24 protein-coding genes are annotated in these 25,397 nt (G+C 64.3%); 12 read left to right on the forward strand and 12 right to left on the reverse strand.

Going from position 1 to position 25,397, the window contains the following annotated elements; all coding sequences use genetic code 11:
• Complete coding sequence (rpsU, locus tag HY30_RS19730) at nt 1–210, reverse strand: 30S ribosomal protein S21 (RefSeq protein WP_034739875.1); 210 nt, start codon at nt 208–210, stop codon at nt 1–3.
• A 128-nt stretch (nt 211–338) separates the two neighbouring features.
• Here rpsU and HY30_RS10145 point away from each other — a divergent pair, with 128 nt between their 5' ends.
• The 3 genes from HY30_RS10145 (at nt 339) to HY30_RS10160 (ending at nt 2,000) form a co-directional block, all read left to right on the forward strand.
• Entirely contained in the window at nt 339–989 is a 651-nt protein-coding gene (locus HY30_RS10145) for a COQ9 family protein (protein ID WP_034739877.1), read from the forward strand.
• Between the two features lie 230 nt (nt 990–1,219).
• Nucleotides 1,220–1,555 (forward strand): DUF2794 domain-containing protein, encoded by a 336-nt coding sequence (locus HY30_RS10155; RefSeq protein ID WP_051615288.1) that lies wholly within the window; start codon nt 1,220–1,222, stop codon nt 1,553–1,555.
• Nucleotides 1,556–1,664: 109 nt separating this feature from the next.
• A complete protein-coding gene (locus HY30_RS10160) occupies nt 1,665–2,000 on the forward strand; it encodes a hypothetical protein (protein WP_034739882.1) in 336 nt (111 codons plus the stop codon).
• Nucleotides 2,001–2,003: 3 nt separating this feature from the next.
• On the opposite strand, the gene HY30_RS10165 is transcribed toward HY30_RS10160, so the two are convergent.
• Together HY30_RS10165 and HY30_RS10170 are read right to left on the reverse strand one after the other, a co-directional pair.
• Nucleotides 2,004–3,680, reverse strand: coding sequence for a vWA domain-containing protein (locus HY30_RS10165; protein ID WP_034739884.1), 1,677 nt, complete (start codon nt 3,678–3,680; stop codon nt 2,004–2,006).
• 97 nt (nt 3,681–3,777) lie between these two features.
• Entirely contained in the window at nt 3,778–5,658 is a 1,881-nt protein-coding gene (locus tag HY30_RS10170) for a DUF885 domain-containing protein (protein WP_162176926.1), read from the reverse strand.
• Nucleotides 5,659–5,768: 110 nt separating this feature from the next.
• Between HY30_RS10170 and HY30_RS10175 the strand changes: the two genes are divergently transcribed.
• The 4 genes from HY30_RS10175 (at nt 5,769) to HY30_RS10190 (ending at nt 10,622) form a co-directional block, all read left to right on the forward strand.
• A complete protein-coding gene (locus HY30_RS10175; RefSeq protein WP_034739886.1) occupies nt 5,769–6,572 on the forward strand; it encodes a SapC family protein in 804 nt (267 codons plus the stop codon).
• A gap of 157 nt (nt 6,573–6,729) precedes the next feature.
• A complete protein-coding gene (locus tag HY30_RS10180) occupies nt 6,730–8,829 on the forward strand; it encodes a protein-disulfide reductase DsbD family protein (RefSeq protein WP_162176927.1) in 2,100 nt (699 codons plus the stop codon).
• Between the two features lie 49 nt (nt 8,830–8,878).
• The gene (locus HY30_RS10185) at nt 8,879–9,526 is read left to right on the forward strand and encodes a redoxin domain-containing protein (RefSeq protein WP_241765693.1); all 648 of its coding nucleotides are present in this window, start codon (nt 8,879–8,881) and stop codon (nt 9,524–9,526) included.
• A gap of 115 nt (nt 9,527–9,641) precedes the next feature.
• A complete protein-coding gene (locus tag HY30_RS10190) occupies nt 9,642–10,622 on the forward strand; it encodes an alpha/beta fold hydrolase (protein ID WP_081812180.1) in 981 nt (326 codons plus the stop codon).
• Nucleotides 10,623–10,673: 51 nt separating this feature from the next.
• Here the strand turns inward: HY30_RS10190 and HY30_RS10195 are convergent, their stop codons facing one another.
• Entirely contained in the window at nt 10,674–11,177 is a 504-nt protein-coding gene (locus HY30_RS10195; RefSeq protein WP_206741452.1) for a hypothetical protein, read from the reverse strand.
• 303 nt (nt 11,178–11,480) lie between these two features.
• On the opposite strand from HY30_RS10195, the gene HY30_RS10200 reads away from it, so the two are divergent.
• Entirely contained in the window at nt 11,481–12,203 is a 723-nt protein-coding gene (locus HY30_RS10200) for a hypothetical protein (protein ID WP_034739892.1), read from the forward strand.
• Nucleotides 12,204–12,278: 75 nt separating this feature from the next.
• Here HY30_RS10200 and HY30_RS10205 read toward each other — a convergent pair whose 3' ends face one another.
• From HY30_RS10205 to HY30_RS10225, 5 genes are all read right to left on the reverse strand, one after another.
• Nucleotides 12,279–12,749 carry a c-type cytochrome gene (locus HY30_RS10205; RefSeq protein ID WP_034739893.1) on the reverse strand — a complete coding sequence of 157 codons (471 nt, stop codon included), beginning with the start codon at nt 12,747–12,749 and terminating at the stop codon, nt 12,279–12,281.
• A 101-nt stretch (nt 12,750–12,850) separates the two neighbouring features.
• Nucleotides 12,851–14,131, reverse strand: a complete 1,281-nt coding sequence (locus tag HY30_RS10210; RefSeq protein ID WP_034739895.1) for an alanine racemase — start codon at nt 14,129–14,131, stop codon at nt 12,851–12,853.
• Nucleotides 14,124–15,554: a D-arabinono-1,4-lactone oxidase gene (locus tag HY30_RS10215; RefSeq protein ID WP_034739898.1), complete on the reverse strand. Its 1,431-nt coding sequence runs from the start codon at nt 15,552–15,554 to the stop codon at nt 14,124–14,126. The genes HY30_RS10210 and HY30_RS10215 overlap by 8 nt, the downstream gene beginning before the upstream one ends.
• Before the next feature lie 114 nt (nt 15,555–15,668).
• Nucleotides 15,669–16,493, reverse strand: coding sequence for a ferredoxin--NADP reductase (locus HY30_RS10220; protein ID WP_081812181.1), 825 nt, complete (start codon nt 16,491–16,493; stop codon nt 15,669–15,671).
• A gap of 89 nt (nt 16,494–16,582) precedes the next feature.
• Nucleotides 16,583–17,152, reverse strand: coding sequence for a rhodanese-like domain-containing protein (locus HY30_RS10225; protein WP_241765694.1), 570 nt, complete (start codon nt 17,150–17,152; stop codon nt 16,583–16,585).
• 269 nt (nt 17,153–17,421) lie between these two features.
• On the opposite strand from HY30_RS10225, the gene HY30_RS10230 reads away from it, so the two are divergent.
• Entirely contained in the window at nt 17,422–19,146 is a 1,725-nt protein-coding gene (locus tag HY30_RS10230) for an EAL domain-containing protein (protein ID WP_034739901.1), read from the forward strand.
• 3 nt (nt 19,147–19,149) lie between these two features.
• Here the strand turns inward: HY30_RS10230 and HY30_RS10235 are convergent, their stop codons facing one another.
• The 3 genes from HY30_RS10235 to ggt all read right to left on the reverse strand — a co-directional run bounded on the left by HY30_RS10235 (nt 19,150) and on the right by ggt (nt 22,798).
• Nucleotides 19,150–20,196, reverse strand: a complete 1,047-nt coding sequence (locus HY30_RS10235; RefSeq protein ID WP_034739903.1) for a phytase — start codon at nt 20,194–20,196, stop codon at nt 19,150–19,152.
• Nucleotides 20,197–20,309: 113 nt separating this feature from the next.
• On the reverse strand, nt 20,310–20,897 hold the full coding sequence (locus HY30_RS10240; protein ID WP_034739905.1) for a thymidine kinase: 588 nt from the start codon (nt 20,895–20,897) through the stop codon (nt 20,310–20,312).
• 71 nt (nt 20,898–20,968) lie between these two features.
• Nucleotides 20,969–22,798, reverse strand: coding sequence for a gamma-glutamyltransferase (gene ggt, locus HY30_RS10245; RefSeq protein WP_081812183.1), 1,830 nt, complete (start codon nt 22,796–22,798; stop codon nt 20,969–20,971).
• Nucleotides 22,799–22,876: 78 nt separating this feature from the next.
• On the opposite strand from ggt, the gene HY30_RS10250 reads away from it, so the two are divergent.
• From HY30_RS10250 to HY30_RS10260, 3 genes are all read left to right on the forward strand, one after another.
• Nucleotides 22,877–23,857, forward strand: a complete 981-nt coding sequence (locus HY30_RS10250; RefSeq protein ID WP_034739907.1) for a P1 family peptidase — start codon at nt 22,877–22,879, stop codon at nt 23,855–23,857.
• Nucleotides 23,858–23,868: 11 nt separating this feature from the next.
• Nucleotides 23,869–24,816: a serine protease gene (locus tag HY30_RS10255; RefSeq protein ID WP_162176928.1), complete on the forward strand. Its 948-nt coding sequence runs from the start codon at nt 23,869–23,871 to the stop codon at nt 24,814–24,816.
• Nucleotides 24,817–24,889: 73 nt separating this feature from the next.
• Nucleotides 24,890–25,397 (forward strand): trypsin-like serine protease (locus HY30_RS10260; RefSeq protein WP_155839293.1); only part of this gene is annotated, 508 nt, incomplete at its 3' end.

Raw genomic sequence — 25,397 nt, forward strand, 5'->3', positions numbered from 1 at the left:
CTACACGATACCTTCGCGCTGGGCGCGCTTGCGAGCCAGTTTGCGGGCGCGGCGAACGGCCTCTGCGCGCTGACGGGCTTTTTTCTCGGATGGCTTTTCGAAAGCCTGACGGGCTTTCATTTCGCGGAAGAGGCCTTCACGCTGCATCTTTTTCTTCAATGCGCGCAGGGCTTGCTCGACATTGTTATCGCGGACGACGATCTGTACGATGGGTCTTCTCCATTGGGTTGGGGGCGTCGCCCCGACTAATTCTTTACGGCTTTGTCGGCCATGAAGGGGCGCCTATATCACGCAAGAAGCGATTTGGCCAAGCCCCTTAAGTGATGCAAAGGTAATATATGACACAAACGCCGTCAGAAGCCTACCGTTCCCGCTGGGTCGAAGCCTTGCTCCCCCATGTCGCCTTCGATGGCTGGACCGATGCGGCCGCCGCCATTGCTGCCAAAGAGGCAGGCCTCAGCCAGGGTGAACAGGCCCTCGCGGCGCCAAATGGCGTGATCGACCTGCTTGAGCACTTTTTCGCCATGGCCGAAGCCGATGCGCGGGCACAGCTCGCCTCCGAGGATATCTCCGCCCTGCGCGTGCCGGACAAGGTGAAGCGCGGCGTGCTCGCCTGGCTGGAGGCCCTCGAACCGAATCGCGAGGCCGTCCGCCGCGCCGCTGCCCGTGGCTTCCTGCCATGGGGCGCAGGTGCTGCCGCCCAGCGCACATGGTCGGTCGCCGACATGGTCTGGACCGCCGCCGGTGACACCGCCACCGACTATAACCGCTATTCCAAGCGCGGCCTGCTCGCGGCCGTCATTCCGGGCATCGTCATGCACTGGCTGGATAATCCCGCGCCGGCCGAACTTGATGCCTATGTGCAGCGCCGGCTGCAGCAGGCGTCCGGTCTCGGGCGCAGCGCAGGCAAATTCGTCGGCCCCGTTCTGGACAGGCTGAACGCACTGAAAAGCGCCGGAAAATCATCCGGGCGCGGACAGGAGAACTGATTTGAAGGAGGAAGGTGTCGAGCGAAAGTTGATCAAGCGCCCCAGGGGGCTGGGGGGGCTGATGGGTCCGGGGTGCTTGGTATACACCTCCGCCCGACACCTAGAAGATGACGAGCGCCGGTGTTCCACGCAAGGCCAAAAAACGGCATTTCTGCCCCAATTCGATTACAATGCCGTTAGGGGACTGCAGTTTGGCGGATTCGCCAGCCGGGCGAACCTGAAAGGATGAGATGAGCGATACGTTCTCACGGAAAATAGCGCCTGAACCGCGGGTCGCCTTCCAGAAAGCCGAGATGCAACCCATCCTCGATGTCTATGGCCGCCTCGTCATTGCCGGAGAGGCGCGCGACTATGCCATTGGCATGGAAAAGGACATCGCCGTCTTCGCCATCTTCCGTCGGCACGCCGAAAACCCCACCTGGCGCATCGAGAAGGAGCCCGCGCTCGCCAACCGGCAGGGCCAGTATGCCGTCTACGGCTCGGCCGGCCAGATCCTGCGCCGCGGCCGCGAGCTCAAACAGGTCCTGCGCGTTTTTGATACGCGCCGCTTCACTGTTGTGAAATAAGCAGGCCCAACCAATTTCACCTAATCCGTTAACCTCCTGTTAACTAAAAAATTCTTGCGCGTTCTTTTGGAACATATTAGGAACAGGAACACGAGAACGGAGCAGGAACATGGGTATCGCAGTCAGCTTTCGGGGACGGTCTGGTAAGGCCTGGGAATTTCAGCGCGTGGCAGCAGATGCCCCTTGGGCCCGCAGCCCGGGCGTGGTCATCTTCGCTGCGCCGGACGCCTACGGATGGCGCCTCATCCGTGTGGTCGAACTGTCGGGCAAGCCGCATGACCTGCAGCCCATCTGGGCCTTGGCAGAGGCCGAGCGCTACGGCGCCAACGCCGTCTTCCTCGCCCTCGAGTTCGACGCCGCCACGCGCAGCCTGATGGCCAACGACATCGAGGAAGGCTTCTCAACCGTCTGCTTTACCGATCATTCCCGCAAAATCGCGGCCTGATCCCTATTCGCCCTTGCCCGGGCTGGTCAGTGCAGCCTGGGCTTCGGCGGTTTCGGCCAGTCGGGTCAATTCAATGAACTCGGCGCGATAGCCAAATTCATCTTCGCCCTTGGCACCCAGCCCCAGGTTTCGAATTGCCTCCCACCCGAACCCTGTGCCAAGGGCGTCCCCGCCCTTCAGCATTTCGCCAAACCCGGCCACAGCCGTGGCAAACCGGGCCCATTCGGGCGCCGCGTCCAGGCTCTTCGAGCGGTCCTTGTCGGTCACGGCATGCGTGATCAGTGTGGACTCGGCCGCGCCCGGCGCCTTGTAGCGCAGCTTCACGAAGGCATATTCGCCATCCGTGCTGCCGGCCTTGGCCGCCTCGCCATAGCGTAGCGGATCAATCGCCGCGCCGTCCGAGCCGGCCGGCGTCACTTCATAGATCGCCGTCACGCTTGTGCCTGCGCCAATGTCGCCGGCATCCACCTTGTCATTGTTGAAATCCTCGCGGTCCAGCATCCGCGTCTCGTAGCCGATCAGGCGGTATTCCGCGATGCGCGCCGGGTTAAACTCCACCTGGATCTTCACATCGTCCGCAATCGGGAAGATGTTGCCCGCCATGTCATCGGCCAGCACCTTGCGCGCCTCCGACAGCGTGTCGACATAGGCCGCGATGCCGTTCCCCGTCTGGGCAATCTTCTGCATCATCGCGTCATTGTAATTGCCGCGCCCGAAGCCGATCACCGACAGGTAAATCCCCGTCTCGCGTTTGCGGGAGACAAAATCCTCCAGCTGTTCGGGGTCCGATATGCCGACATTGAAGTCGCCATCGGTCAGCAGCATCACGCGGTTCACCGCATCCTTCTTCAGTCCCTGCTCGGCGAGGGAATAGGCAAGCCGCAGGCCTTCGCCGCCCGCCGTCGAGCCACCCGCCTGCAGGTCCTCCAGCGCCGCCACGATCTTGCGCTTGTCGCTCACAGGCGTCGGCGGCAGGATTTCACCCGCAGCGCCCGCATAGACCACGATCGCAATCGTGTCGGTCGGCGCCATTTCCTCCAGCATCAGCTTGATCGCCTGCTTGGCCAGCGGCAGCTTGTCCTCGGAGAACATCGAGCCCGACACGTCCATCAGCAGTGTCAGGTTGATCGGTGGGCGCGCATCGCGGTCAATGTCGCGGCCCTGGATGCCGATCTGCATCAGCTCGCGCCCGGCATTGAAGGGCGACGGCATCAGGTTCACGCTGGTCGAGAAGGGGTCCGCGCCTTTCTCGGGCTGCGGATACGTATAGTCGAAATAATTGATCAGCTCCTCGATGCGCACGGCATCCTTGGGCGGCAGCGTGCCGCCCTTCAGGAAGCGCCGCACATTGGCATAGGAGGCCGTGTCGACATCGATCGAGAAGGTCGAGACCGGCTCTTCGCTGGTCAGCTTCACCGGGTTGGATTCGACATCCTCATACTGGTCGCGGAATTCCGGTTGCGGCGCAGCCTGAATGGGCATGGGCGCCGGCATGGAGCGGCCCATCACAGCGCCCGCGCTTGCCGCAGCAGGTGGCGGGGGTGCAGGCGGGGGAGGGGGCGGCGGTGGCGGCGCTTCCGCACTGACTTCCTCAATCGCCGGCGCGCCGGTCTTCGATGCACATCCCGTCAGCAGCGCCGCTGCTGCCACACTCGCCAATACCAGTCCACGTAGTCGCATATCCAGTGTCCCTCCGTTTCGCGTCCGGGCACAGAGTGGCTGAGTCGACATGGCGGGAATAGGGCAGAGTCTGGATTGTTTGGAGATTTTTGCGGCGTCAGTTGGCCCGGTCGACCTGCGCGCCATACCATTGCTCCACATCCTTCTCCAGAATGTCGAGCGGGCGCGGTCCGCCTGCGAGGATCACTTCATGGAAGGCCGCGCGGTCGAATTTCGGCCCCAGCACGCGTTCGGCCCGCTCGCGCAGGTCGAGGATGCGCTGGCGTCCCACCCAATAGGCCGCCGCCTGGCCCGGCCATACCGTATAGCGGTCCACTTCCGCCGCCATGGCCGCTTCCGGCTGCCCGGTCACGCTGGTCAGATAGTCGATCGCCTGCTGACGGGTCCAGCGCATGCGGTGGATACCCGTATCCGCCACCAGCCGCGCCGCCCGGAACAGCATGCTCTGCAGATAGCCGATCCGCCCCAGCGGATCATCCGCATAAAGCCCCATATCGTCGGCCAGCGTCTCGGCATAGACGCCCCAGCCCTCGCCATAGGCGACATTCCAGATCATCTGCCGTGCCAGCGGCAGGTTCGCGCGCTCGGCCGCCACCGCGCTCTCCAGGTGATGGCCCGGCAGCGTCTCGTGATAAACCAGCGTGGCGAGCGTAAAATCCGGCCAGTCGGTCATGTCCTTCAGGTTGATTTCGAACACGCCCGGGGCCGTCCCATTGGCCGGCGCGGCGCTATAGAAGGCCGACGGCGACGAGTTCTGCAGGAAGTCCGGCACGGCGCGGATGGCCACACGCGTCTTCGGCAGTTTCGGAATCTCGCTGCCCAGCGCCGATTCCGCCTTCTGTTCCAGCTGCCGCATCCGCTCCAGCAGCGCGATCCGGCCTTCTTCCGTGTCGGGATAGGCCTGCTCCGGCAGGGCCGCCAGCGCCACCAGCCGCTCGGCCACCGTGCCTTCGACAAAGCCCGCCTCGGTCAGCGCCGCATCGATCTGGTCGGTCAGCGCAATCACTTCGCGCTTGCCCAGCGCGTGCAGCTCTTCGGCGCTCACGCCATCATAGGTATAGGCCGCCAGCGAGGCGTCATAATAGGCGTCGCCATCCGGCAGCTGCCACACGCCCGGCTGCGACGGCGCCTTGGTGGCCAGCGCAATCATGTCGTCGGCAAAGCGCTCATAGGCCGGCAGGATCTTGTCCGCCACCAGTTCGCGCGCCTGCAGGGCCAGCCTGTCGCGTTCTTCGGACGTCAGGTCTTCCGGCCCGGAGAGCAGGCTGTCCAGCGTCACCACAAGGATATGGCTCTCGGCCGGGCCCTGGCCCATCTCGGTTGCCAGCACCGCCATCCGCCGCAGGATGAAATCCGGTGGGATCACGCCAGCCGAGGCGTCGGCATAAAGCCTGCGGCGTTCGTCATCGATCGCATCAGGCAGGGCGGCAAGGCGCGCAATGTAATCGCGGGCATCCTGCGCTGTCAGCACGGGGTGCGATTTCGTCATCAGGTCCGGCACGTCGATATAGGCGCCGCGCATCTGATCGGCGACGTAAGGATAGGCCACGCCGAGCCCGGTCTGGCCATGTCCGGCCACGAACAGGCTCTCGGCGGTCTCATAGGCCTTGATCAGCGCTTCCAGGTTGTGCGCCTGCGCGCTGCCGGGAGCGGGTTTCGGCGTGTCAGCCAGTGCCTGCAGCATTTCCAGCCGCGACACGCGCGTGCGCTCATAGGCGGCCTGCGAACGGTCCGTCAGATAGCGGTTGAAGTCATAGCCGGCCGTCTTCTCGGTCAGGCCCAGCCGCGTCGCCAGTTCCGGGTCGCGCGCCAGCTCGGTCTGCGCCAGCGTCGTCATCAGCTGGTCCACCTGCCGCGCGATCCGGCGCGGCGTCCCGGCGTCATCGACGGGGGCGGAACACGTGGCCAGCGGCAAGGCCATCGCAAGGCCGATTGCTGCTGAAGCTACGCGCTTTTGGAAGCTGGTTAGCCTCTGCATGAACATGTCGTCGTTTTCACCTTGTCTGGACTGTACTTCAAGCCGGTTCGGGTGTTGTGGCCAGCCCCTATTTCCGCTAACGCTCGCCCCATCAAATCAGGAGCAGACACGTGAACAACCCCCCTGCAACACCGCAATCAGGCGGTACTCCACCTCTCACCGGCCAGGTCCTCTTCTATCAGCAGCCTCAACCGCTGTCTCCGGAAGATCATGGTGGCCTTGGCGTCAAGCAGGTCGCTGAGCCCTTCGGTTTCATGCGTCAGGCCCACGCCGTGCCGGTCACGGTGACCGAGTTCGGTCTCGCGGCTTCCTCCTATCCGATCATCTTTGTCGGCGCTGACCGGACACCGGTCGCCGTCATGGGCGTGCGTCAGGGCCAGAACCTGTTCGTCGACGCAAATGGCCGCGTGCCGGACGATCATTATGTGCCGGCCTTCGTGCGCCGCTATCCGTTCGTTTTCGCGTCCGATGACCAGTCGGATCGCCTGATTCTCTGCGTCGACCGCGCAGCGCCCATGGTGTCCAACCAGCCGGAAGTGCCTTTCTTCGAGAATGGCCAGCCGACCAAGTTCACCAATGATGCGATTGAGTTCTGCAAGGAATTCGAGCGCCAGCGTCGCGCAACGGCCGAATTCACCAAGATGATTATGGATCTCGACCTGATGGAAGAGAAATCCATCGGCTTCCAGCCGCGCGACGCGCAGGGCAATGAATCCGGTCCGCAGCAGAAAGTGGCTGACTATTTCGCCATTTCCGAAGAGCGCCTCAGCGCCCTTCCGGACGACAAATACCTCGAGCTGCGCAACAATGGCGCCCTCGGCGCCTGCTATGCGCACCTCGTGTCACTGCTCAACTGGCAGAAGATCATCCAGCGCGCGATCCGCACCGCACCTCCGGCCCAGCCGGCTGCCTGATCCATCCGGATACCGGAATTCAGGGGCGGCGCCGCAAGGCGCCGCCCTTTTTGCATCTGCGGCACATCCGCTCGCGTCCTGTTCACGAAAAGGCGAGGGCCTTCATTCCTTGGCCAATCGCAGGCATATGGGCAGCTGGCGTAAAGAAAGCCTCGTCATGATCCGTCTGTTAACAAGCCTTCTGGCCATTGTCTTCCTTGCCGCCCTGGCTCCCGCCAGCGCCGCGCCGGTCGATGGCGGCCATGCCCGCGTCGAGCTCATCGCAGAGCGCTCCAGCGTCCTGCCGGGCGAAACCATCTATGCCGCCCTCAAGATGGACCTTGATCCCGACTGGCACGTCTACTGGCGCAATGCGGGCGATGCCGGCCTGCCGCCGGAGCTCATCCATCGCGAAACCAGCAACATTCCCGGCGGCGCCATCGGCGATTTCGTCTGGCCCGTCCCGCATCTCCTGCCCGTCGTTGAGGGCGAGATCATGGATTACGGCTACAGCCACGAGGTCATCCTGCCCTTCCCGCTGATGATCCCGGCCGATGCCTCGGGCATTGTCCAGCTCGATGTCGTGGCCGATTATCTCATCTGTGAAGACATCTGCGTGCCCGAAACGGCCGATGTCTCGCTGACCCTGAATGTCGGCGACCCCGTCCCGGACACAAAAAACGGCGAGATGATCTCGCAATGGATCGCGCAGGCACCGCTCGCCTTCGTCGGCGAAGCCCATGTCGACACGTCCGGCACGCCCTGGAAGCTCAGCCTGCGCGGCGAGCCCGGCCTCACGCGCGACGCCGATATCCGTTTCTTCCCCTTCGGCCACGAGATCAGCCATCCCGCCGCCCAGCCGGTCAGCTTCGGCTCTGCCGGCGCAACGCTCTCGCTGACGCCCGCAGGCAGCACGCCGCTGGAGGGCAATCTCGACGGCGTCCTCGTCGTCGAACACGCAGACGGCACGCGCTTCGGCTATGAAATCTCGGCCGCCCAGGGCCCGGCCTTCGAGAACACGTCCGGTCTCGCCGCCATCCGCTCCGGCAAGGGCGGGGCAGGGGGCGGCACCGGCCTCCTCACGCTCGCCTTTTTCGCCCTGATCGGCGGCCTCATCCTCAATCTCATGCCCTGCGTGCTGCCGGTCCTTTCGATCAAGGCCATGGGCATGGTCTCGGCTGCCGCCAGCGGCCATGCCAACGAGCTGCGCAGCCACGGCATCTGGTACACGGCTGGTGTCCTCGTCTCCTTCGCCGCCCTTGCCGGTGCCATCGTCGCCGTGCGTGCCGCCACGGGCTCGGCCACGCTCGGCTTCCAGCTGCAGAACGGGCCGACCGTGGCCATTCTCGCGCTCATCATGTTCGCCATCGGTCTCTGGCTGATGGGCCTCTTCGAGCTCGGCACCTCCATCCAGAACACCGGCAGCGGTCTCGCCAGCCGCAATGGCGCTGCTGGCGCCTTCTTCACCGGCATTCTTGCCGCCGTCGTCGGCGCCCCTTGCGTCGGCCCCTTCCTTGGCGTGGCGCTTGGCGCTGTGCTCAGCCAGCCCGCACCCGCCGTTTTCGCCGTTTTCCTCGCCATGGGCTTCGGCCTTGCGCTGCCTTTCCTCCTGCTCAGCTTCGTGCCCGGCCTGCAGCGCCTCCTGCCCAAGCCCGGCAAGTGGATGGAAACGCTGAAGCAATTCTTCGCCTTCCCCATGTTCCTCACCGCCGCCTGGCTCCTGTCGGTGCTTGGCGCCCTCTCCGGACACAGCGCCGTCGCCTGGACCGTCGCCGGGGCCACGGCCATCACCTTCGCCATCTGGCTCGCCCGTCGGGGCGGCGTTCCGGCGCGTGCCGTGGCGGCTGCTGTGCTCGTCCTCGGCTTTGCCTACCCGGCCCTGCGTGCCAGTGCGCCCGCCGCCGCTGAAGGCACCTCCACCGCCTATGCCGCCAAATACGAAACCGAAGCCTGGAGCCCCGAGCGCGTCTCTGAACTCACCGCGCAAGGCCGCCCCGTCTTCGTCGACTTCACCGCCACATGGTGCGCCACCTGCCAGCTCAACAAGCTCAGCACGCTGAAATCGGCCGCCGTGCAGGAAGCCTTCGCCGACGCCAATGTCGCCTTCCTCGTGGCAGACTTCACCCGCAAGGATCCCGTCATCGCCGAGGAACTGAAACGCCGCGAGCGCGCCGGCGTCCCGATGTACCTCTGGTATCCTGCCGGTGCCACAGAGCCCGACATCCTGCCCGAAATCCTGTCCAAGGACCTTGTGATTGGACTTCTCGCCCCATCCTGACTTGAATGTGGGGGCAGGAGAGCACAGATTTGACCTGAGGAGACTGCCCATGTTCAGCCGCCGCAACCTGTCGCTCGCCGCCGGAATGGCCGCCGCTGTCGCCCTGACGGCCGGCGCCCTGATCGCCTCCACCGCCCATGCCAGCCCCCTCGTCACCCCCGGCGAACCGGCCCCCGCCTTCACGGGCCTCGACTCCAATGGCGACTATGTCTCCCTCGCGGATTTTGCCGGCAAGACGGTCGTCCTCGAATGGACCAATGATGGCTGCCCCTTCGTCCAGAAACACTACGCCACACCGCCCGCCAACATGCAGACGCTTCAAGCCGAAGCCGCCGCGAATGATGTCGTCTGGCTCTCGGTCATTTCCTCTGGCCCCGGCAAGCAGGGCCATGTCTCGGGCAATGAGGCCAATGCCCTCACCACCAGCCGCAACGCCGCCCCCGCCCATGTCATCCTCGACCCGTCGGGCGATATCGGCCGCCTCTATGGTGCCAAGACGACGCCCCACATGTTCGTCATCCGCCCCGACGGCACGCTCGCCTATGAAGGCGCCATCGATTCCAGAGCCTCCGCCCGCGTCGACGATATCGACAGTGCCACCAATTACGTCCGCGCCGCCCTCACCAGTGTCGCCGCCGGCGAACCCGTGGCCGTCGCTTCGTCCAAGCCCTATGGCTGCTCGGTGAAGTACGAATAGGCTGCCGCTCAAGGCCTCCATTGCGTAGCGCTCATCCTGTCCCCATCCCCAGCGTCAGGCTTGCCTTCACCCCCCTCCCATTTATGACAGGTATGTCGAAAAAGAGGGGCAGGCCATGAGTTCAGGATCCGACAGTATCGTCCGCGACCAGCCGGCGGAGATGCCCTCCGAAGGCGGCCCGCTGCTCGAATATCACGGCAACCTGCCGCCATCGCCCGCCTGGTTCCAGGACGCCGTTGCCACGCCCTACGAGACCCATTTCGTTGACGTCAAAGGCGCGAAGGTCCGCTACCAGCGCTGGGGCCAGCGCGGACGGCCCGGCCTCCTCCTCGTGCACGGCAACGGCGCCCATGCCCATTGGTGGGATTTCATCGCGCCCTACTTTGCCCAGCACTACAATGTCGCCGCGCTCACCTTCTCCGGCATGGGCGACAGCGAGTGGCGCGAGAAATACGACATGGCGACCTTCGCCGAGGAAGAGGTCGCCGTCGCCGAGGATGCAGGCCTCTTCGATGCCGACGTGAAGCCCATCATCGTCGCCCATTCCTTTGGCGGCTTCGTCACGCTCGTCACCGGCGCCGAACATGGCGACCGCTTCACCGGCATGGTCATCGTCGACAGCCCCGTGAATCCCCCGGAACGGCCCCATCAGGGTCCGCCGCGCTCCGGCCGGCCCAACAAGGTCTATGACGATCTCGCCAGCGCGCTTGGCCGCTTCCGCCTCGCGCCGCCGCAGATCTGCGAGAACCATTACGCCATGGACTATATCGCCCGCTGGAGCCTCAAGAAGGCCGATGGCGGCTGGACCTGGAAGTTCGATCCCTCGATCTGGACCCATTTCGAGCCCAATGATGCCCCCGGCGACATGCTGAAGGCCGCCAAATGCCGAATCGCCATTATCCGCGGCGAGGAAAGCGCACTGATGCCGGATGATGTCGGCGCCTACATGCGTAAGCTGCTCGGTCACCAGGTGCCGTTCATCTCCATCCCGCATGCGCGCCACCATGTCATGCTCGACCAGCCGCTCGCCTTCGTCTCGGCCCTGCGCACCCTGCTCGCCGAATGGGACCATTCAGAGCCTCACCGCAGCGTCTAAAAAAGCCGCCGGACATGATCCGGCGGCTTTTGAAAGGGCAAGGGCAGAAGACTAGTCCTTGAAGTCCAGCTCCTGCATCAGGCTCGTGCCCATCACTTCGCGGAATTCCGCGCGGTCGGCATTTTCGGCTTCCATTTGCGCATCGGATGCGTCTGCCCAGGCGCTATAGGCTTCATATTGCGCTTCGGATTCCGGTCCGTTCGGAATGTCCGCCATCACCGTAATCAGGTAGAGGTCCGGCTCGCCTGCGCGGTTATGGTAATTGGAGAGGACCATATAGTCCTTGATCCAGCCCTTTGATTTCGCAAACTCCTGCGAGGCGCGCCATTTGCCCGCGAGGTGATTGGCATAGGCGAGGCCGCCGCCCGGCTTGATGTCGATCCCCGTGACTTCCCAGAAATCACCGCTCACGAACGGATAGGAATCAGCCTCCGCGCTTGTCGCCGCCGTTGCGGCAGCCGGTTCCTGCGCCGTCGCCGAGGTGGCGCAGCCCGCCAGTACAACCGATACCGCAATGCCCGCGATCTTCAGTGAGTTTGTCCAGTGTGTTCTCATCGTTCCCTCCATTTTTTGTTGTGTATTCGATGGTTAACACAAATTAACTTTTCTGCCTACAATTGTTTTTACACGGAAAATATACGCGGGCTGCGTGTATCTTTTTTCATTGCAACCGCGTGATCCGGGGGCGTTTGCTCAATCCGAATATTTCAATCGTGTGCTGAATATCGGGGATATAAGCGCCGCTTTCCACGGGAAGGATTCAGTGCATCCGTAGCAGCCATTGCAGCGCACGGCGACAAAGTGTGGGAAAGCCTCCCGCCTTTCCGACCGGGCTGAAACCCGTGAGAGGCTTGGCCCATGTCTCTCACGCCGCTTGATCCCTTCCAGTCTCTTGTCATGGTCGCCTGGCGGCGGGCCGATTATCTCGTGCATCAGATGGTGCGCGCGCTCGGCCTTGGCCTGCTGCCGTGCAAGCCCTTCCTGCCGCGCCCCGTGCGCGCCCGCCTCGCGGCAGACCTTGCCCGCTTCGAGGCCCTGACGCGCCGCCTGCTCGTGCTGATGGTTCTGGAAAAGGGCCTGTCTTTCTATGGCGCCGCCCGGCCTTGGGGCACTGCTCGCGGGAAACAGCCCGCAAGCGCGCACACATCTGCGCCCCAGTCACGCCGCTGCCTCATCGTGCCGGCCTTCCGCCTTGCCGAAAGCACAGGCCGTGCGGCAAGCACCCCGCCACCCCGCAGGCTGAAAGGCGGCCCGCGCCCGCGCATCCTGCGCCTCGACCAGCCCCTGCCGCCGCCCGAGCCCTGGGAATATCCCGTCCTCGCCGAGGACCTTGTCCCGAGCCAGCCGCTCATCCGCCGCCTCGTCGCGCTGAATCAGGTCTTCGTGGATCCGGCCACGCATCTCGCCCGCATGGGGCGCCATCTCATCCGCAGCCGGGCAGGGCCAGGCGCGCGCCGCTATAGGCTCGCCGCGCTACCCCCAACCGCCCGCGCCGGCCGTGTCCCGAAGGACGAACGCGCCGCCCTCGAACAACTCCACGACGAAGCCGTCTACCAGCTGGACCTGCTCAACTCGTCCTGACGGGCGTTCCATTCCGCCAACCAGACAAGCCGACCGGGTCATACCCGTGTCGACCGCCTGTGCTGGGAGAAAGGTCTACTCCGCCCGCGGCAGCGAGGCGACATAGGCCGTCACGGCCGCCGCGTCAGCGTCCGACATCGCATAGTGTGGCATGGGCGGCAGCACGGGCACGCCGCTCGGCCGGGCCCCGCCGCTCAGGAAGGCGGTAAACTCGGCCTGCGTCCATCCTTCGGGAAGCCCGGCAATCGACGGGGCAACCGGCGCCCACGGCATCTCGGCCAGTGGCGCGAAGGGCAGGGGGCCGCCCTGCAGCGCATGGGCCATGTCCGGCCCGGTCGGCGTCATCGCCGTGTGGCAGTCATTGCACCCGGTAATGCTGACAAGATATTGCCCGCGCGCCACCGGGTCTTCGGCAACCGGCACCTCGGCCACTTCTACCGGCGCAGTGGCTTCAGCGGCAGGCGCCGCCGGTGCTGCAGATTCGGTCGGCGTGCAGGCCGACAACCCCACGAGTGCCAGTGCACTCGCCAAGCCTGATTTGATCATGGAAATGGGTCCCACCCTTTAGGGCCGCACAGTCGCGGCGCAGGGTGAAATCTACCTGATTTCCCCGGGATTTGGAATATCCTGATTTGCGGCCTGCAGCCTCAGGCCGAATAATCAAACACCGGCCAGCGCTCCGTGATCGCCCCATCCTCATAGACGGCAATGTCCCCGAATTGCAGGAACACGGCCTCGCTCTGGTGCGGGCGCAGGAACACGAATTCGTCCGGGCTGATCTCCAGCTCCGGCCCGCCATTCAGCATTTCCTGGTTCGACGAGCGCCCGAACGTCTTGTTGTAGGCGAGGCCCGGCGGGTCGACCGGGTCGGCCAGCCAGTTGCCGCCATAGATGAACACGGTCTTTGACGCATTGGGGTTCCAGGCCTTGGTCGCGCCATCGGCAAATTCGAGGCCCGGCATGTGCGTCACCGGCATGGACTTGATCACGGGCGTCGCAATGAAGCTTGCCGGCACATGCGGCTCCAGCAGCGCCGTGTCGAAATGCGTCGGCTTGACGAGGCACGAGCCCGCCGACACTTCGCTGGCAATCTCCGTGTCCTGATAGGTCCGGTAGGTCGGGCTGCCGGCCGCATTGCGCGTGATGCCCTTCATGGCATCGGCGCCGAACACCTCGGTCGCCTGCGCCAGCGCAGCGGCATAGCCCGTGCGTACGCCCTTCATCGCCCGCGCCTGCCAGCCCATGGCCGTCGGCAGCGAGGCAATGTGCGGATCATATCCCATGAAGCCCGCAAAGCTGAGGCGCGGGTTCGCCTTTATGGCCTCTAGCATGGTTTTCAGGTCCGCCCCCGCCACCATGCCGCCCCGGTGCAGGCCGACATCAAGTTCGATATTGATCGCCAGGTCGCGGCCCACTTGCTCCGCAAGATCTGCATATTGCGCCAGCCGTTCCGGCGTATCGACCAGCCACTGCACATTGTCCGCCGCGCCGGAATAGTCCGCCGGCAGCTGTTCGAAATAATGCTTCGCCGCCACCACGGGCAGGGGCTTGCCCAGCAGCTGGTTTGCCTCCGGCATGGCCTGCGAAAGCTCCAGCAGCATGGGCAGGTTGAACGTCATCAGCCGGTCCGTACCCGTGCGCTCGCGAATGTGCTGGATCAGGCCCAGCGAGGGCAGGGATTTGGCCACGATGCGATAGTTCATGCCCGCCGGCAGGAAGCCTTTCAGCGTATCGATGTTTGCATTGAGGCGCGCCTTGTCCACCACCATGGTCGGCTGCGCGATGCCTGTCGCAATCAGGGCCTTCTGCACATCGAGGAAATAGGCATCGCGCGGTCCGCTCTTGTCACCGGGTTTCATCATCAGGGCTGTTACTCCTACCAGGGCCGCTCCGCCCAGGATCACATTGCGGCGCGAAAATTCAATCATTGAAAGGCTCTCCAAACAGGTAGCCAAGGTACGGGTTCAGGAACTTGCCGGCCGGGTCCAGCTCGCGGCGGAGCGCCAGGAAATCGTCGAATTTCGGGTAGAGGCCAGAAAGCTCCGCCTTGCCCAGCGAATGGTGCTTGCCCCAGTGCGGCCGCCCGCCATTCGCCCGGTGGATCGGCTCGATCTCCGAGAAGAAATAGTCATAGCGCTCGTCCACCGCTGCGTGGATCGCCACCGAAATGCGCGGACCGGCATTGAACGGACTCAGCCAGGCCTCATCGGGCGCAATGAACCGCACTTCCAGGGGGAAGAAAACGTCCTTGTGCGTCTCCAATTGGGCAATCACTTCGCGCAGGCCCTTGATGCCGTTCTCGTGGGGCAGGTGGTATTCCATCTCGTTGAACTTGGTCGGCCGCGTCGTTGACAGCAGCTTGTAGGAACTGTCGCTGAAATCCTCGATCGTTCCCTTGGGCAGCGCCGCGCCAACGATCTTGCGGCGCAGCCAGGGCGCCCAGCCGAACTGGTTACGCAGCATCTTCAGCTGGTCCAGCGTCTCGTCATCAATGTCGTCGCCGCGCCCGGTGACAGGCCCTTCGTGCAGGTCATGGCTGATCGCCGCGCCATAGCCGGTGTGCGGGAAATAGTAGAATTCGAAATTGCGGTGCGTCCCGGCCAGTTCCTCGGCCCGCGCGATCAGCTCGTCGATCGGCTCCACCCAGAGCTTCCGGTGCAGGTTGAAGCTCGGCACCGTCTTCAGCGTGTATTGTGAGATCACGCCAAGGGCGCCGAGCGACACGCGCCCCGCCGCGAACAGGTCGGGATGGCGCTCTGCCGTCACGTCCATCACGTCGCCGCTGGCGGTCACCAGCCGGAAGCCGGCAATATGGTCATGCAGCGCCGTCAGCGTCTCGCCGGTGCCATGCGTGGCCGTGGAGAAACTGCCCGCCAGCGTCTGCACGTCAATGTCGGGCAGGTTTGGCAGGGCCCGGCCCACTTCGGCGAGCTCCGTTGCCATCTGGAACAGGCGCGTGCCCGCCCCGAACACGGCATGGCCGGTCTGCTCATCCAGTGATTTCAGGCCCGTCAGGCGGCTCACATCCACCATCACGCCTTCGCTGGGTGCCAGGCCCACAAAGGAATGGCCGCTGCCATAGGGACGCATGCGGGAAGTCGTTCCGGCGACGAGTTCACTCAGCTCATCCTCGCTGGCGGGCAGGCTGATCGTCTCGGGCGTCGCGCGCTGCACGCCGGACCAGTTCATCCAGCTATCCTCGCCGTCGGGCGCCTCCGGATAGTCCGGCTCATAGTCGGGCCGCGTGAAATCACGCCCGCTCCACGCAATATACTGTTCGGCGGGAATCGCAGCGCTGCCTGCAGCAACCGCCCCCGCTGCCAACAGGATGGTTCGTCTCGAAACCGGCATACCCTCTCCCTCCGATCCTCGGGGGGATAGGAGCCGGGCATCGGCGCCCCTGTCAATAGATGACATGGGCGTCAGTTTTTCACAGAGCGGTTTGCCGCATCGGCAGGGCAGGGATCAGCCCGCGAAAGCCTTCTCGATCACGAATTCGGCTGGCGCGGAATTGGAGCCTTCGGTCAGGCCATTGGCGATCATCAGGGCTTTGACGTCCTGGATCATCTCCATCGAGCCGCAGATCATCGCCCGGTCGGTTGCCGGGTCCAGCTTCGGCACGCCGAGGGCCTCGAACAGTTTGCCGGTCTCGATCAGCGTCGTGATCCGCCCCATGGTCGGATGCGGCGTGCGCGTGCAGCTGGTGAAGAGCTTCAGCTTGCCGTTCGATATTTCGCCAACCAGCGGATCATTGGCAATGTCGCGCACAAGATTGGTCGAATAGGCCAGCTCGCCATTGTCCCGGCACGTATGCGTCACGATCACTTCGTCATAGCGCTCATATGTCTCCGGGTCGCGGATCAGGCTTGCGAAGGGGGCGAAGCCGGTACCGGTGGAAAACATGTAGAGCCGCTTGCCGGGGGTCAGCGCGTCCAGCACCAGCGTGCCGGTCGGCTTCTTGCCCAGCAGCACCTTGTCGCCCGGCTGGATCGATTGCAGGCGCGATGTCAGCGGGCCGTCAGGCACCTTGATCGAATAGAATTCCAGTTCCTCGTCCCAGGCAGGCGACGCAATCGAATAGGCGCGCAGCAGCGGCTTGCCGTCTTCCTTGGGCAAGCCAATCATTACGAACTCGCCGGTGCGGAAGCGGAAGCTGCGCGGACGCGTGATACGGAAACGGAACAGCCGGTCGGTATAATGCTCGACACTGAGGACAGTCTCCTCGGTCGGTGCGTTCGGGTTCACTTTCGGTGCAGGCGTCGCAGCAGCGGCAGATGCATCAGCAGACATGGGCAGGCCTCTTTGCAGGGGGCGGCATTACAGGTTCAGCCCGCAAATGACCCCTCGGGCCTGCAAAAGCAAGGCGTCAGATTGGCAGTTTAGTTTTGCTGAACAGTCGGGGCCGGGGCCAGTTCCGGCCAGTCCGACACCCAATGGATGTCGCCATCGCGGATCGAATGGGCGCCTTTCAGCTCGTAGATATTCTCGTATCCATAGCCATAGAGATTGATGAAGGTCGGCACGTTCAGCGCCAGCTCCACCCGTTTCAGCATCACCGGCGCCGTGTTGTCGCTGAAATTATTGTTGCAATAGATCAGGATGCGCGTGGCCTTGTCGCCCAGCGCAGCGGCCAGTTTCGCGTCGGTGAAATCGGAGAAATTGACGTTCACCGCGCCGTCGATATGCCCCATGTGGAAGGCCTCGGCACTGCGCGTATCGAGCAGGATCGTGCCGGGCTCCGCCTTCATCGCGTTGAAGGTCTCAAGGTCCACAAGGCGGGACTGGCGATAGGCGGCGAGCTCCCCGCTAAGGCCGACAAAGCCGTCATAGTCGATCAGCGCGTCCGCCGGCTCTGGCGTTTCCTGCGCTTCGGCATTCGCCAGCAGGCCGCAGCCGACAAAGGCGGCAATCGTCAGTATTCCCAGGATGGCATTGCGTTTCACGCCCACGGGAAATCTCCTTTTCGCATCCCATTCCCTGTGAATCCTTGCTCGCAATTGCGGCAGGAATGCGGAGCACGCCGTGGCATTGCCGCCGCAATCGCCTGCCAGGGCTTCAACCAGGCGGTGTGGCCGTTTTACCCTCGGCGCGAGACAGTAAACGTAGGCATCGAAAGGATGAATTTTTGCCATTCTGTATAATTCACTACAGATTTGGGCTTTTGATTCAGGAAATGAATACATATTCCCCCTAAGGCTCATTAAGCAAGGAACCCCGCATGCTGTTTGAGTCTGCTCCCATCCAGAAAACGCCTGCCCTGACACGGGACATGGGATTCCATGATGTGGCAGCCTTTTTCCGGCAATATCCGGATGCCACGCTCTGCCCCGTGGTCGACACGCATGCGGTCCCCATCGGCTATGTGTCCTCGATGTCGTTCCAGACCATGCTCGCCTCGCCCTTTGGCCATGCGCTGCACGAGAAGAAGAAGATCCACAGCCTGATGAAATGCGGCGCGGACTTTCCCTCCATCCGGGACCGCATTGCCGATGTCATCGGCCGCTACATTTCCGACGACAGGACGATCCGCGACGGCCTCGTGCTCGTCGGTCCGGATGGCCGTTATCATGGCATCATGAGCGGCCTGCACGTGTTCGAAGCCATGAACACGATCCACACAAGCATGCTGGCCAAGCTGACGCTGGAAATTGCCGAACGCAAAGTGGCCGAGCAGAAAATCAAGTCGCTGGCCGATGAAGACCCGCTCACGGGAATCCTCAACCGGCGCGCCTTTGTCCGCGAGGTCGATGCCCATATCGCCCGTGGCATTCCGTTCGCCTGCGCCTTTGTCGACCTTGACCGGTTCAAGCACCTGAATGACCGCTATGGCCATGCGGTCGGCGATGAAGTGCTGAAGACCATCTCAAACCGCCTGTCGAACAATGCGGCGCTGGCGCATGCGGCCCGGCTGGGCGGCGACGAGTTTGCCTTCGTGGTCAGGGCCTCCGGCGGCTCGGCGGCGATCCAGCAGATCCTCGAGGACACGCAGGCCGAGCTGATCCGCGGCATCGATTCCGCTGTCGGGCAGGTCTTTGTCGGCGCCTCCATCGGCTATGCCATCCACCTGATGGACACGTTCGAACAGGCCGCCATGCTGCACGCCGCCGACAAGTCCATGCTGCGGATCAAGGCGCAGGGCGGGGGTGTCGCCCGCTTCAACAGGGCGCTTGATATCGGCAGCCAGGAGGCCGACATGGTCGATCTTGCGCTCGTCTCGGCGGTGGCAAACAAGCGGTTCGAACCGGCGTTCCAGCCCATCCTGGACGTTCGCACCGGCCGCATTGTCGGGCATGAAATGCTGGCGCGCTGGCCGCAAAGCGGTCTCCAGACCGATCCGATGCCGACCCAGTTCATCCAGGCGGCCGAGCGGCTCGGGCTGATCGATCCGCTGTTCTGGTCACTGGCCGACAAGGCCGTCGCCAGCATGGATGACAGCGACACCTTCCTCGCGCTGAACATATCCCCCAGCCAGCTCTGCTCCGACCATTTCCTCGACAAGCTGGACAGCCTGGTCACGCGCCACAGGGTCGATCCGGCGCGCCTCGAACTGGAAGTCACCGAGCATATCTATTTCAGCAATCTCGACCTCAGCACCGAAATCCTCTCCAAGGTGCGCGCCATGGGCGTGTCGGTTGCCCTCGACGATTTCGGCACGGGCTATTCCTCGCTCAAGCTGATCGACCAGCTGCCCATCGACAAGATCAAGATCGACCGCTCATTCGTCGCGCAGGAAGGCGGCAAGACCGTGCGCGGCACGATCCTGAAAGCCACGATCGCGCTCTGCAAGGAGCTCGGCATCAAGAGCTGTACCGAGGGCATCGAGACGCGCGAGAATCTTCATCTCATCGCGCAGCTCGGATGCGACCTCGCCCAAGGCTACCTGATCGGCCGGCCGGAAATCCGCGGCAAGGCGCCCCCACAGGAGAACCGCCTGTCGGCCTGAAGCCTACTCGGCGTCGAGCAGGGGCAGGCCGAGCGCGGCTTCCACATCGGCCCAGCTGACCAGCTTGAAATTCTGGTCCTGTTCCTTCAGCGGGTTGGCATCGTCCTGCACGGCCAGCAGGCCGCGCGGATAGCCGGGCAGGGCGGCCGAGACGATGTCGATCCCGTCCGTATGCGTGACGCCGTCGACGCCCGCTTGCGTATTCTCGACCAGCGTGAAGGCGCCCATCGGCGTGTGCGGGGCCTGGCGTTCGTAAACGACATAGCGATTGGCTTCCTGCGCCGAGGCGACGATCCAGCCCTTGCCATCCTTGCCGCGCCAGATCGAGACGCCCTCGACATCGGCGACGAGGCCATTGCCCGCGGCAATCGTGTCGAGTTCGACCGGCTGGGCGTCCGCCGCTTCATAGGCCAGCGTCCAGATGCCATGGTCTTCCTCGCCGATCACCAGCTGGCCATTGGCCTCGTCGAAGACACAGCCTTCCAGCTGTGTCGCGAGTTTCACGCTGAGCAGCAGGCTGCCGGTGACGCCATCGGCCTCGCCGTCGATCTGCCACAGTTCGACCGTGCCATCCTTGTAGGTGACGCCCGCAACCGGGCCGTCCCTGCCGTCGCCGAGACAGATGCCATAGGGCTCCGTCTTGCCGGTCTGGATATCGTTGACATGGGCGACTTCGCCGCTCGTCCGGTTGATCGAGAAAACCGAAATGCCCTGCGTGTCATTGCTGGCGACCGCGATGTCGAAGGGCGAGCCGATGTCCTGGCGCACGTCGACATTGTTGATGGGCCCCAGCGGCAGGCGCTGGACTTCAGACCCGTCGAGCGCGAACACAACGAGGCCTTCCTGCTTGTTGGTGCCGAGGATCAGCGATTTGGCCGGATCGGCCCGGCTGACCCAGATGGCCGGATCGTCCGCGCTGTCGCCTGTCGCGCCGACAAGGCCGGTCTCGGCCAGCGGCATGACGGAAGCGGTCGGGAAGGCCGGAACGCTGGCGCAGGCAGCAAGGGCGAGCGCCGATGCGCTGGCAAGAACGAGGCGGGCAGGGGACATGTCAGGCTCCATCAGGGTCGGGTTTGTGCCCGGCTATAACGGTGATGCGCCTACTCAACCAGCCGCATATTTGCGACGATTACGTGACATTGCGGCCCCCGGACAACCGGTGCTCAGCCCGCCGGAAAGCGCCCCATGCGCTCTTCCCAATGGCGCCGGCAGAGGGAGAGATAAGTCGTCTTCTCGATCGACACCTGGTCGCCTTCGGTCAGGGCCTTCCCGTCCGGCCCGAGGCGCACGACCATCGTGGCCTTGCTGCCGCATTCGCAGATCGTGCGGATCTCGCGCAGATTGTCGGCAATCGCCAGCAGGGCCGCCGAGCCCTCGAACAGCTCGCCCCTGAAGTCGGTGCGCAGGCCATAGGCCAGGACCGGCACATGCAAATAGTCCGTCACGCGTGCCAGCTGCCAGACCTGCGCTTTCGTCAGGAACTGCGCCTCATCGACAAAGATGGCATCCAGCCGGCCCTTGGCCATCACCTCCTGGATCAGCGCAAAGAGATCGACCTTGTCGGAATAGAGCGTCGCTTCGGAACTGATGCCGATGCGGGACGAGATATGCCCGTCCTCGGTGCCGCCATAGAGCTCGGACGTGAGCAGCAGCACATCCATGCCCCGCTCACGATAATTGTGCGCCGCCTGAAGCAGGATGGTCGACTTGCCGGCATTCATCGCTGCATAGGAGAAATAGAGCTTGGCCATGGTCACATATGTCTATGAGGGCTCGTCCTGCGCCATCGCTCAGGATGAGCCCCCAGGAAACCCGTACCGGGCTATTCCAGCTTCTTGGCAATGCCTTCACGGCGCGGATCGGCGGCGCCTTCAAGGCCATTGTCGCGCACCACGATGACGTGCAGGCCGGAATTCTCGCCTTCGCGCTCGTCAACGTCATAGCCCATCTGGCGCAGGGTTTCGGCATCTTCCGGGCCGCCTTCGCGGTCGACTTCGACGCCGACCGTGTCACCGCGCGCGATGATGTTCGGCAGGTCGACGGCTTCCTGCGCCGTCAGGCCCCATTCCATCACGCCCACGAGCGTCTTGGCGACATAGGCGATGATCGAGTTGCCGCCCGGCGAACCGGTGACCATGAAGAGATCGCCGTCCGGATCGAACACGAGCGTTGGCGACATCGAGCTGCGCGGACGCTTGCCAGCCGCCGGGGCGTTGGCCACGGGCTGGCCGCCGGCTGTTGGCGCGCGGGAGAAGTCGGTCAGCTGGTTATTGAGCAGGAAGCCATGCGTCATGCGCGACGAGCCGAAGGCGGCTTCAACAGTCGCCGTCATCGAGACGGCATTGCCGTCGGTGTCGATGATGGAGATATGCGTCGTGCCCGGCTTGTGCTCGGTCTGGTCCTGGCCCCACATGCCGATCATCGGGTTGCGGCCAAGCGCAACACCCGGATCGCCCGGCGTGGCGTGTGCGTCCGGCGCGAAGGCTTCCTTGGCACGGACTTTCAGATAGTCCGGATTGATCAGGTCAGCCGTCGGCACGGTGACATAGTCTGCATCGGCCACATAATAGTCGCGGTCGGCATAGGCGAGGCGCTGGGCGTCGACGAAGATCTTCAGGTAATAGTCTTCCGTGACCCGCACGTTCGGGCCGGGCTTCATCAGGTCATAGAGGCCCATGATCTCGTTCTGGGCGACACCGCCGGAAGAGGGCGGCGGAGCGGAACAGATCTTGTAGCCGGTCGGCAGGGTACCACAGACAGCCGGGCGTTTCTTGACCGTGTAATTGGCGAGGTCTTCCATCGTCATCACGCTGCCATAAGGCTCGGCGCCAGCGGCGGCGACGATGCCTTCAGCAATCTCGCCCGTGTAGAAGGCGCTCGGGCCTTCGGTGGCAATCCGCTTCAGCGTGGCGGCATAGTCCGGGTTCTTCAGCAGGTAGCCCTCTGGAAGCGGCTTGCCATCCGGATAGAAATAGGCGGCCGTGACCGGGTTGTCGTCGAGATTGATGACCGCGCGGAGGCGTTCCGACGAGAGGGCTCCCGCAAGTTTCTCGCCCACATTGAAGCCGTTCTCGGCCAGCCGGATGGCAGGCGCAAAGTCAGCGGCCCAGTCGCCCGTGCCGGCGGCGTCATGCGCGGCCTTGTAGAGCGCGACCTGTCCCGGCACGCCCACCGAATGGCCCGACTGCCAGGCTTCGATGAAATCCATCACCTTGCCGTCCTTGACGAAATAGTCCGCCGTGGCCGCAGCCGGCGCCATTTCGCGGCCGTCGAACACGGTGATCTCGTCCTTGGCGCGGTCATAATAGACCATGAAGGCACCGCCACCGAGGCCCGAGCTTTCCGGCTCGACGAGGCCGAGCACGGCATGGACGGCAATCGCCGCGTCGATCGCGTTGCCGCCATTGCGCATCACTTCCAGCCCGGCTTCCACCGCCAGCGGGTTTGCGGCAGCGACCATGGCGCCCTTGGTCCAGCTGAGATCCCCGGTTGGCGGGCTCAGTGATTCGGCCGTTTCCGCCGCGCTCTTGGCGGCGTCTGCGGAGGAAGTGACATTGCTTTTGGCCTGCGTACAGGCGCTCAGCGCAAGGCCGGCAATGGCAATGAGAGGCAAGCCGAGGAAACGGCTGGGCGATAGCGTGCGACGATACATGAGAAACCCTTTGCTTGGCGCAGTGTTCGGCTGACCTTAAGAGACTGTCACAGGAATGAAAAGGCAAAGGCAGACATCATGGCAAAGCCCGGAAAGAATAACCTGATCACGGATGTGGCAGGTATCAGCGTCGGGCAGGCAGAAGATGCCCGCGTGCGCACGGGCACGACGCTGATTCTGGCGGAGAAACCCGCCGTCGCTGCCGTCTGTGTGGCAGGCGGCGGCCCCGGCACGCGCGAGACGGACCTGCTCGCGGGCGGCACGCTGGTCGACGCCGTGGATGCCATCTGCCTCTCGGGCGGCAGCGCCTTCGGCCTCGCCGCGGCAGACGGCGTCGCGGCGGGCCTCAAGAAGGCCGGGCGGGGCTTTGGCCTGATCGACCTGCCGACCGTGCCCAAATCGCCCATCGTGCCTGCAGCCATCCTCTATGACCTCGCCAATGGCGGCGACAAGGACTGGGGCGAGGCCTCGCCCTATGCCGCGCTCGGACGCAAGGCCTATGACAATGCATCGGGCACGTTCCGCCTTGGACGGGCCGGGGCGGGCTATGGCGCCGCAGCGGGCGCGCATCTGGGTGGCACGGGCTCAGCCAGCATCGTGACGCGGGACAGGATCACCGTTGGGGCGCTTGCGGCGGTCAATTGCTATGGCTCGGTCTATATGCCGGGCACCGACGCCTTCTGGGCCTGGCCCTACGAGATAGATGGCGAGTTCGGCGGCGTGCGACCGCCCTCTGACTTTTCAATGAATGCCGAAGACTGGGGCGCGGCCAAGCTGAACCCCAGCTTGGGCCAGAACACGACCATTGCCTGCATCGCTACCGATGCGATCCTGACGCCGGATCAGGCCAAGCGCGTGGCCCAGATGGCCCTCTCGGGGTTCTCCCGCGCCATCCGGCCCGTCTTTGCGCCCTTTGATGGCGACGCCGTGTTCGTTCTGGCGACCGGCAAGCGCGCTTTGCCCGACCCGACCGCCGCAACCCTCGCCCGGATCGGCGAGCTGGCCGCGAGCACACTGGCGCGCGCCATTGCAAGAGGGGTATACATGTCCGGGAGATAAAGGGGATGGACATGAAAAACATCACGAAATGGAGCCTTGCGCTCGGCGCGCTCACGCTCGCCACGGCCTGTGTCGTGGCCGGAACGGATGCCGATCCGGCTGACTGGCCCGGCATGGCCTCGATGCAATCGGTCAGCGGCAAGGAGATCTATCACGAGTGCGGCGCCACGATGATTTCGGACAGCTGGGCCATCACGGCGGCCCATTGCGTCGAGACCGCCCGCATCGAGAATGGCCGCCGCGCCATCCAGTATGTGCCGGATGCGTCGGGAGACCTCGTGCGCTTCGGCCCGATGATCCTGACCATCGGGGCAGGGGACCTGCGCAAGGTCTCCCGGGGCAGCGTTTTTCCCATCCGCGAGGTCGTCGTGCATCCGGCCTACAAGCGCGGCCATGCCGAGCAGGGCAATGACCTCGCCCTCGTGCGCATTGACGGCACCTGGCAAGGCCCCGTCGCCAGGCTCGACGGGCTTACGGGCAGTGTCAGCGATTTCGACCCGCCCTATTCGGAGCTGACCGTCGCGGGCTATGGCAAGACCGGCGAGCAGGCCACCGGGCAGGAAGCCGTCAGCCGCACCGGACGCCACCTCAGCGCGCCGATGATGGTGCTGCAGGAGGCCTACCTCCCCAAGATCACACCGCAGGAATGCAGGACAGACCTTGAAGGCCTGATCACCCAATACGGCCTGCAGGACGATTATGCCGGCGTCAGCGTCTCGCCGGAGACCCAGATGTGTGCCGGCGCGAGCTATTCCGACAGCTGCCAGGGCGACAGTGGCGGACCGCTCGTCCAGCGCGGCAATGGCGGCAACGGGCCGGTTCAGGTCGGCGTCGTCAGCTGGGGCCTCGGCTGTGGCCGCGAGGGCAGTCCGGGCGTCTATATGCGCGTCTCGGCCTATGCCGACTGGATCGCCGAGACGACCGGAATTGCCCGTTCGGCCCCCCCGGCGGCGCTCTGACGGGGCCTCCCGCACCCTTGTTGCGCCCCGCCGGGAGGCGTAACATGGTCGCCTCCAGCGAGGTCAAGGCATCATGCAGAGGGTGGCATATCGCGCGATAGTCAGGCGCTTTGCATTGCTGGCAGGCGCCTGCATCGGCATGACTGCGGCCGCATCTGCACAGATCATTGCAGGCCGCGATGCCAGCGCGGACGACTGGCCTGGCATGGCTTCGCTGCAGACCGTGCTGGGCCATTCTCTGTTCCATGAGTGCGGCGCCACGATGATTTCACCCGACTGGGCCCTTACCGCCGCCCATTGCGTTGAAGACGCGCGCATCGAGACAGGCGGGCGGGCCTATCAGTATGCGCGCGCCGACGATGGCACCCTTGTCCGGTTTGGCGTCCTCAGCCTTGCCATCGGCGCGGCCGATTTGCGCAGGCGGGGGGCCGGCACCGTGTTCGCGCTAAGCGCCGTCGTGGTTCACCCCGCCTACACGCCCGAAAGGCCCGAAGCCGGCAATGATATCGCCCTCCTGCGCCTCGAAAGCCCCTGGGAGGGGCCCGTCGCCCGCGTGGACGGCCTCACGGCGGGGGCGCCCG

Source organism: Hyphomonas chukchiensis (genome assembly GCF_000682695.1).
Taxonomy (GTDB): Bacteria; Pseudomonadota; Alphaproteobacteria; order Caulobacterales; family Hyphomonadaceae; genus Hyphomonas; species Hyphomonas chukchiensis.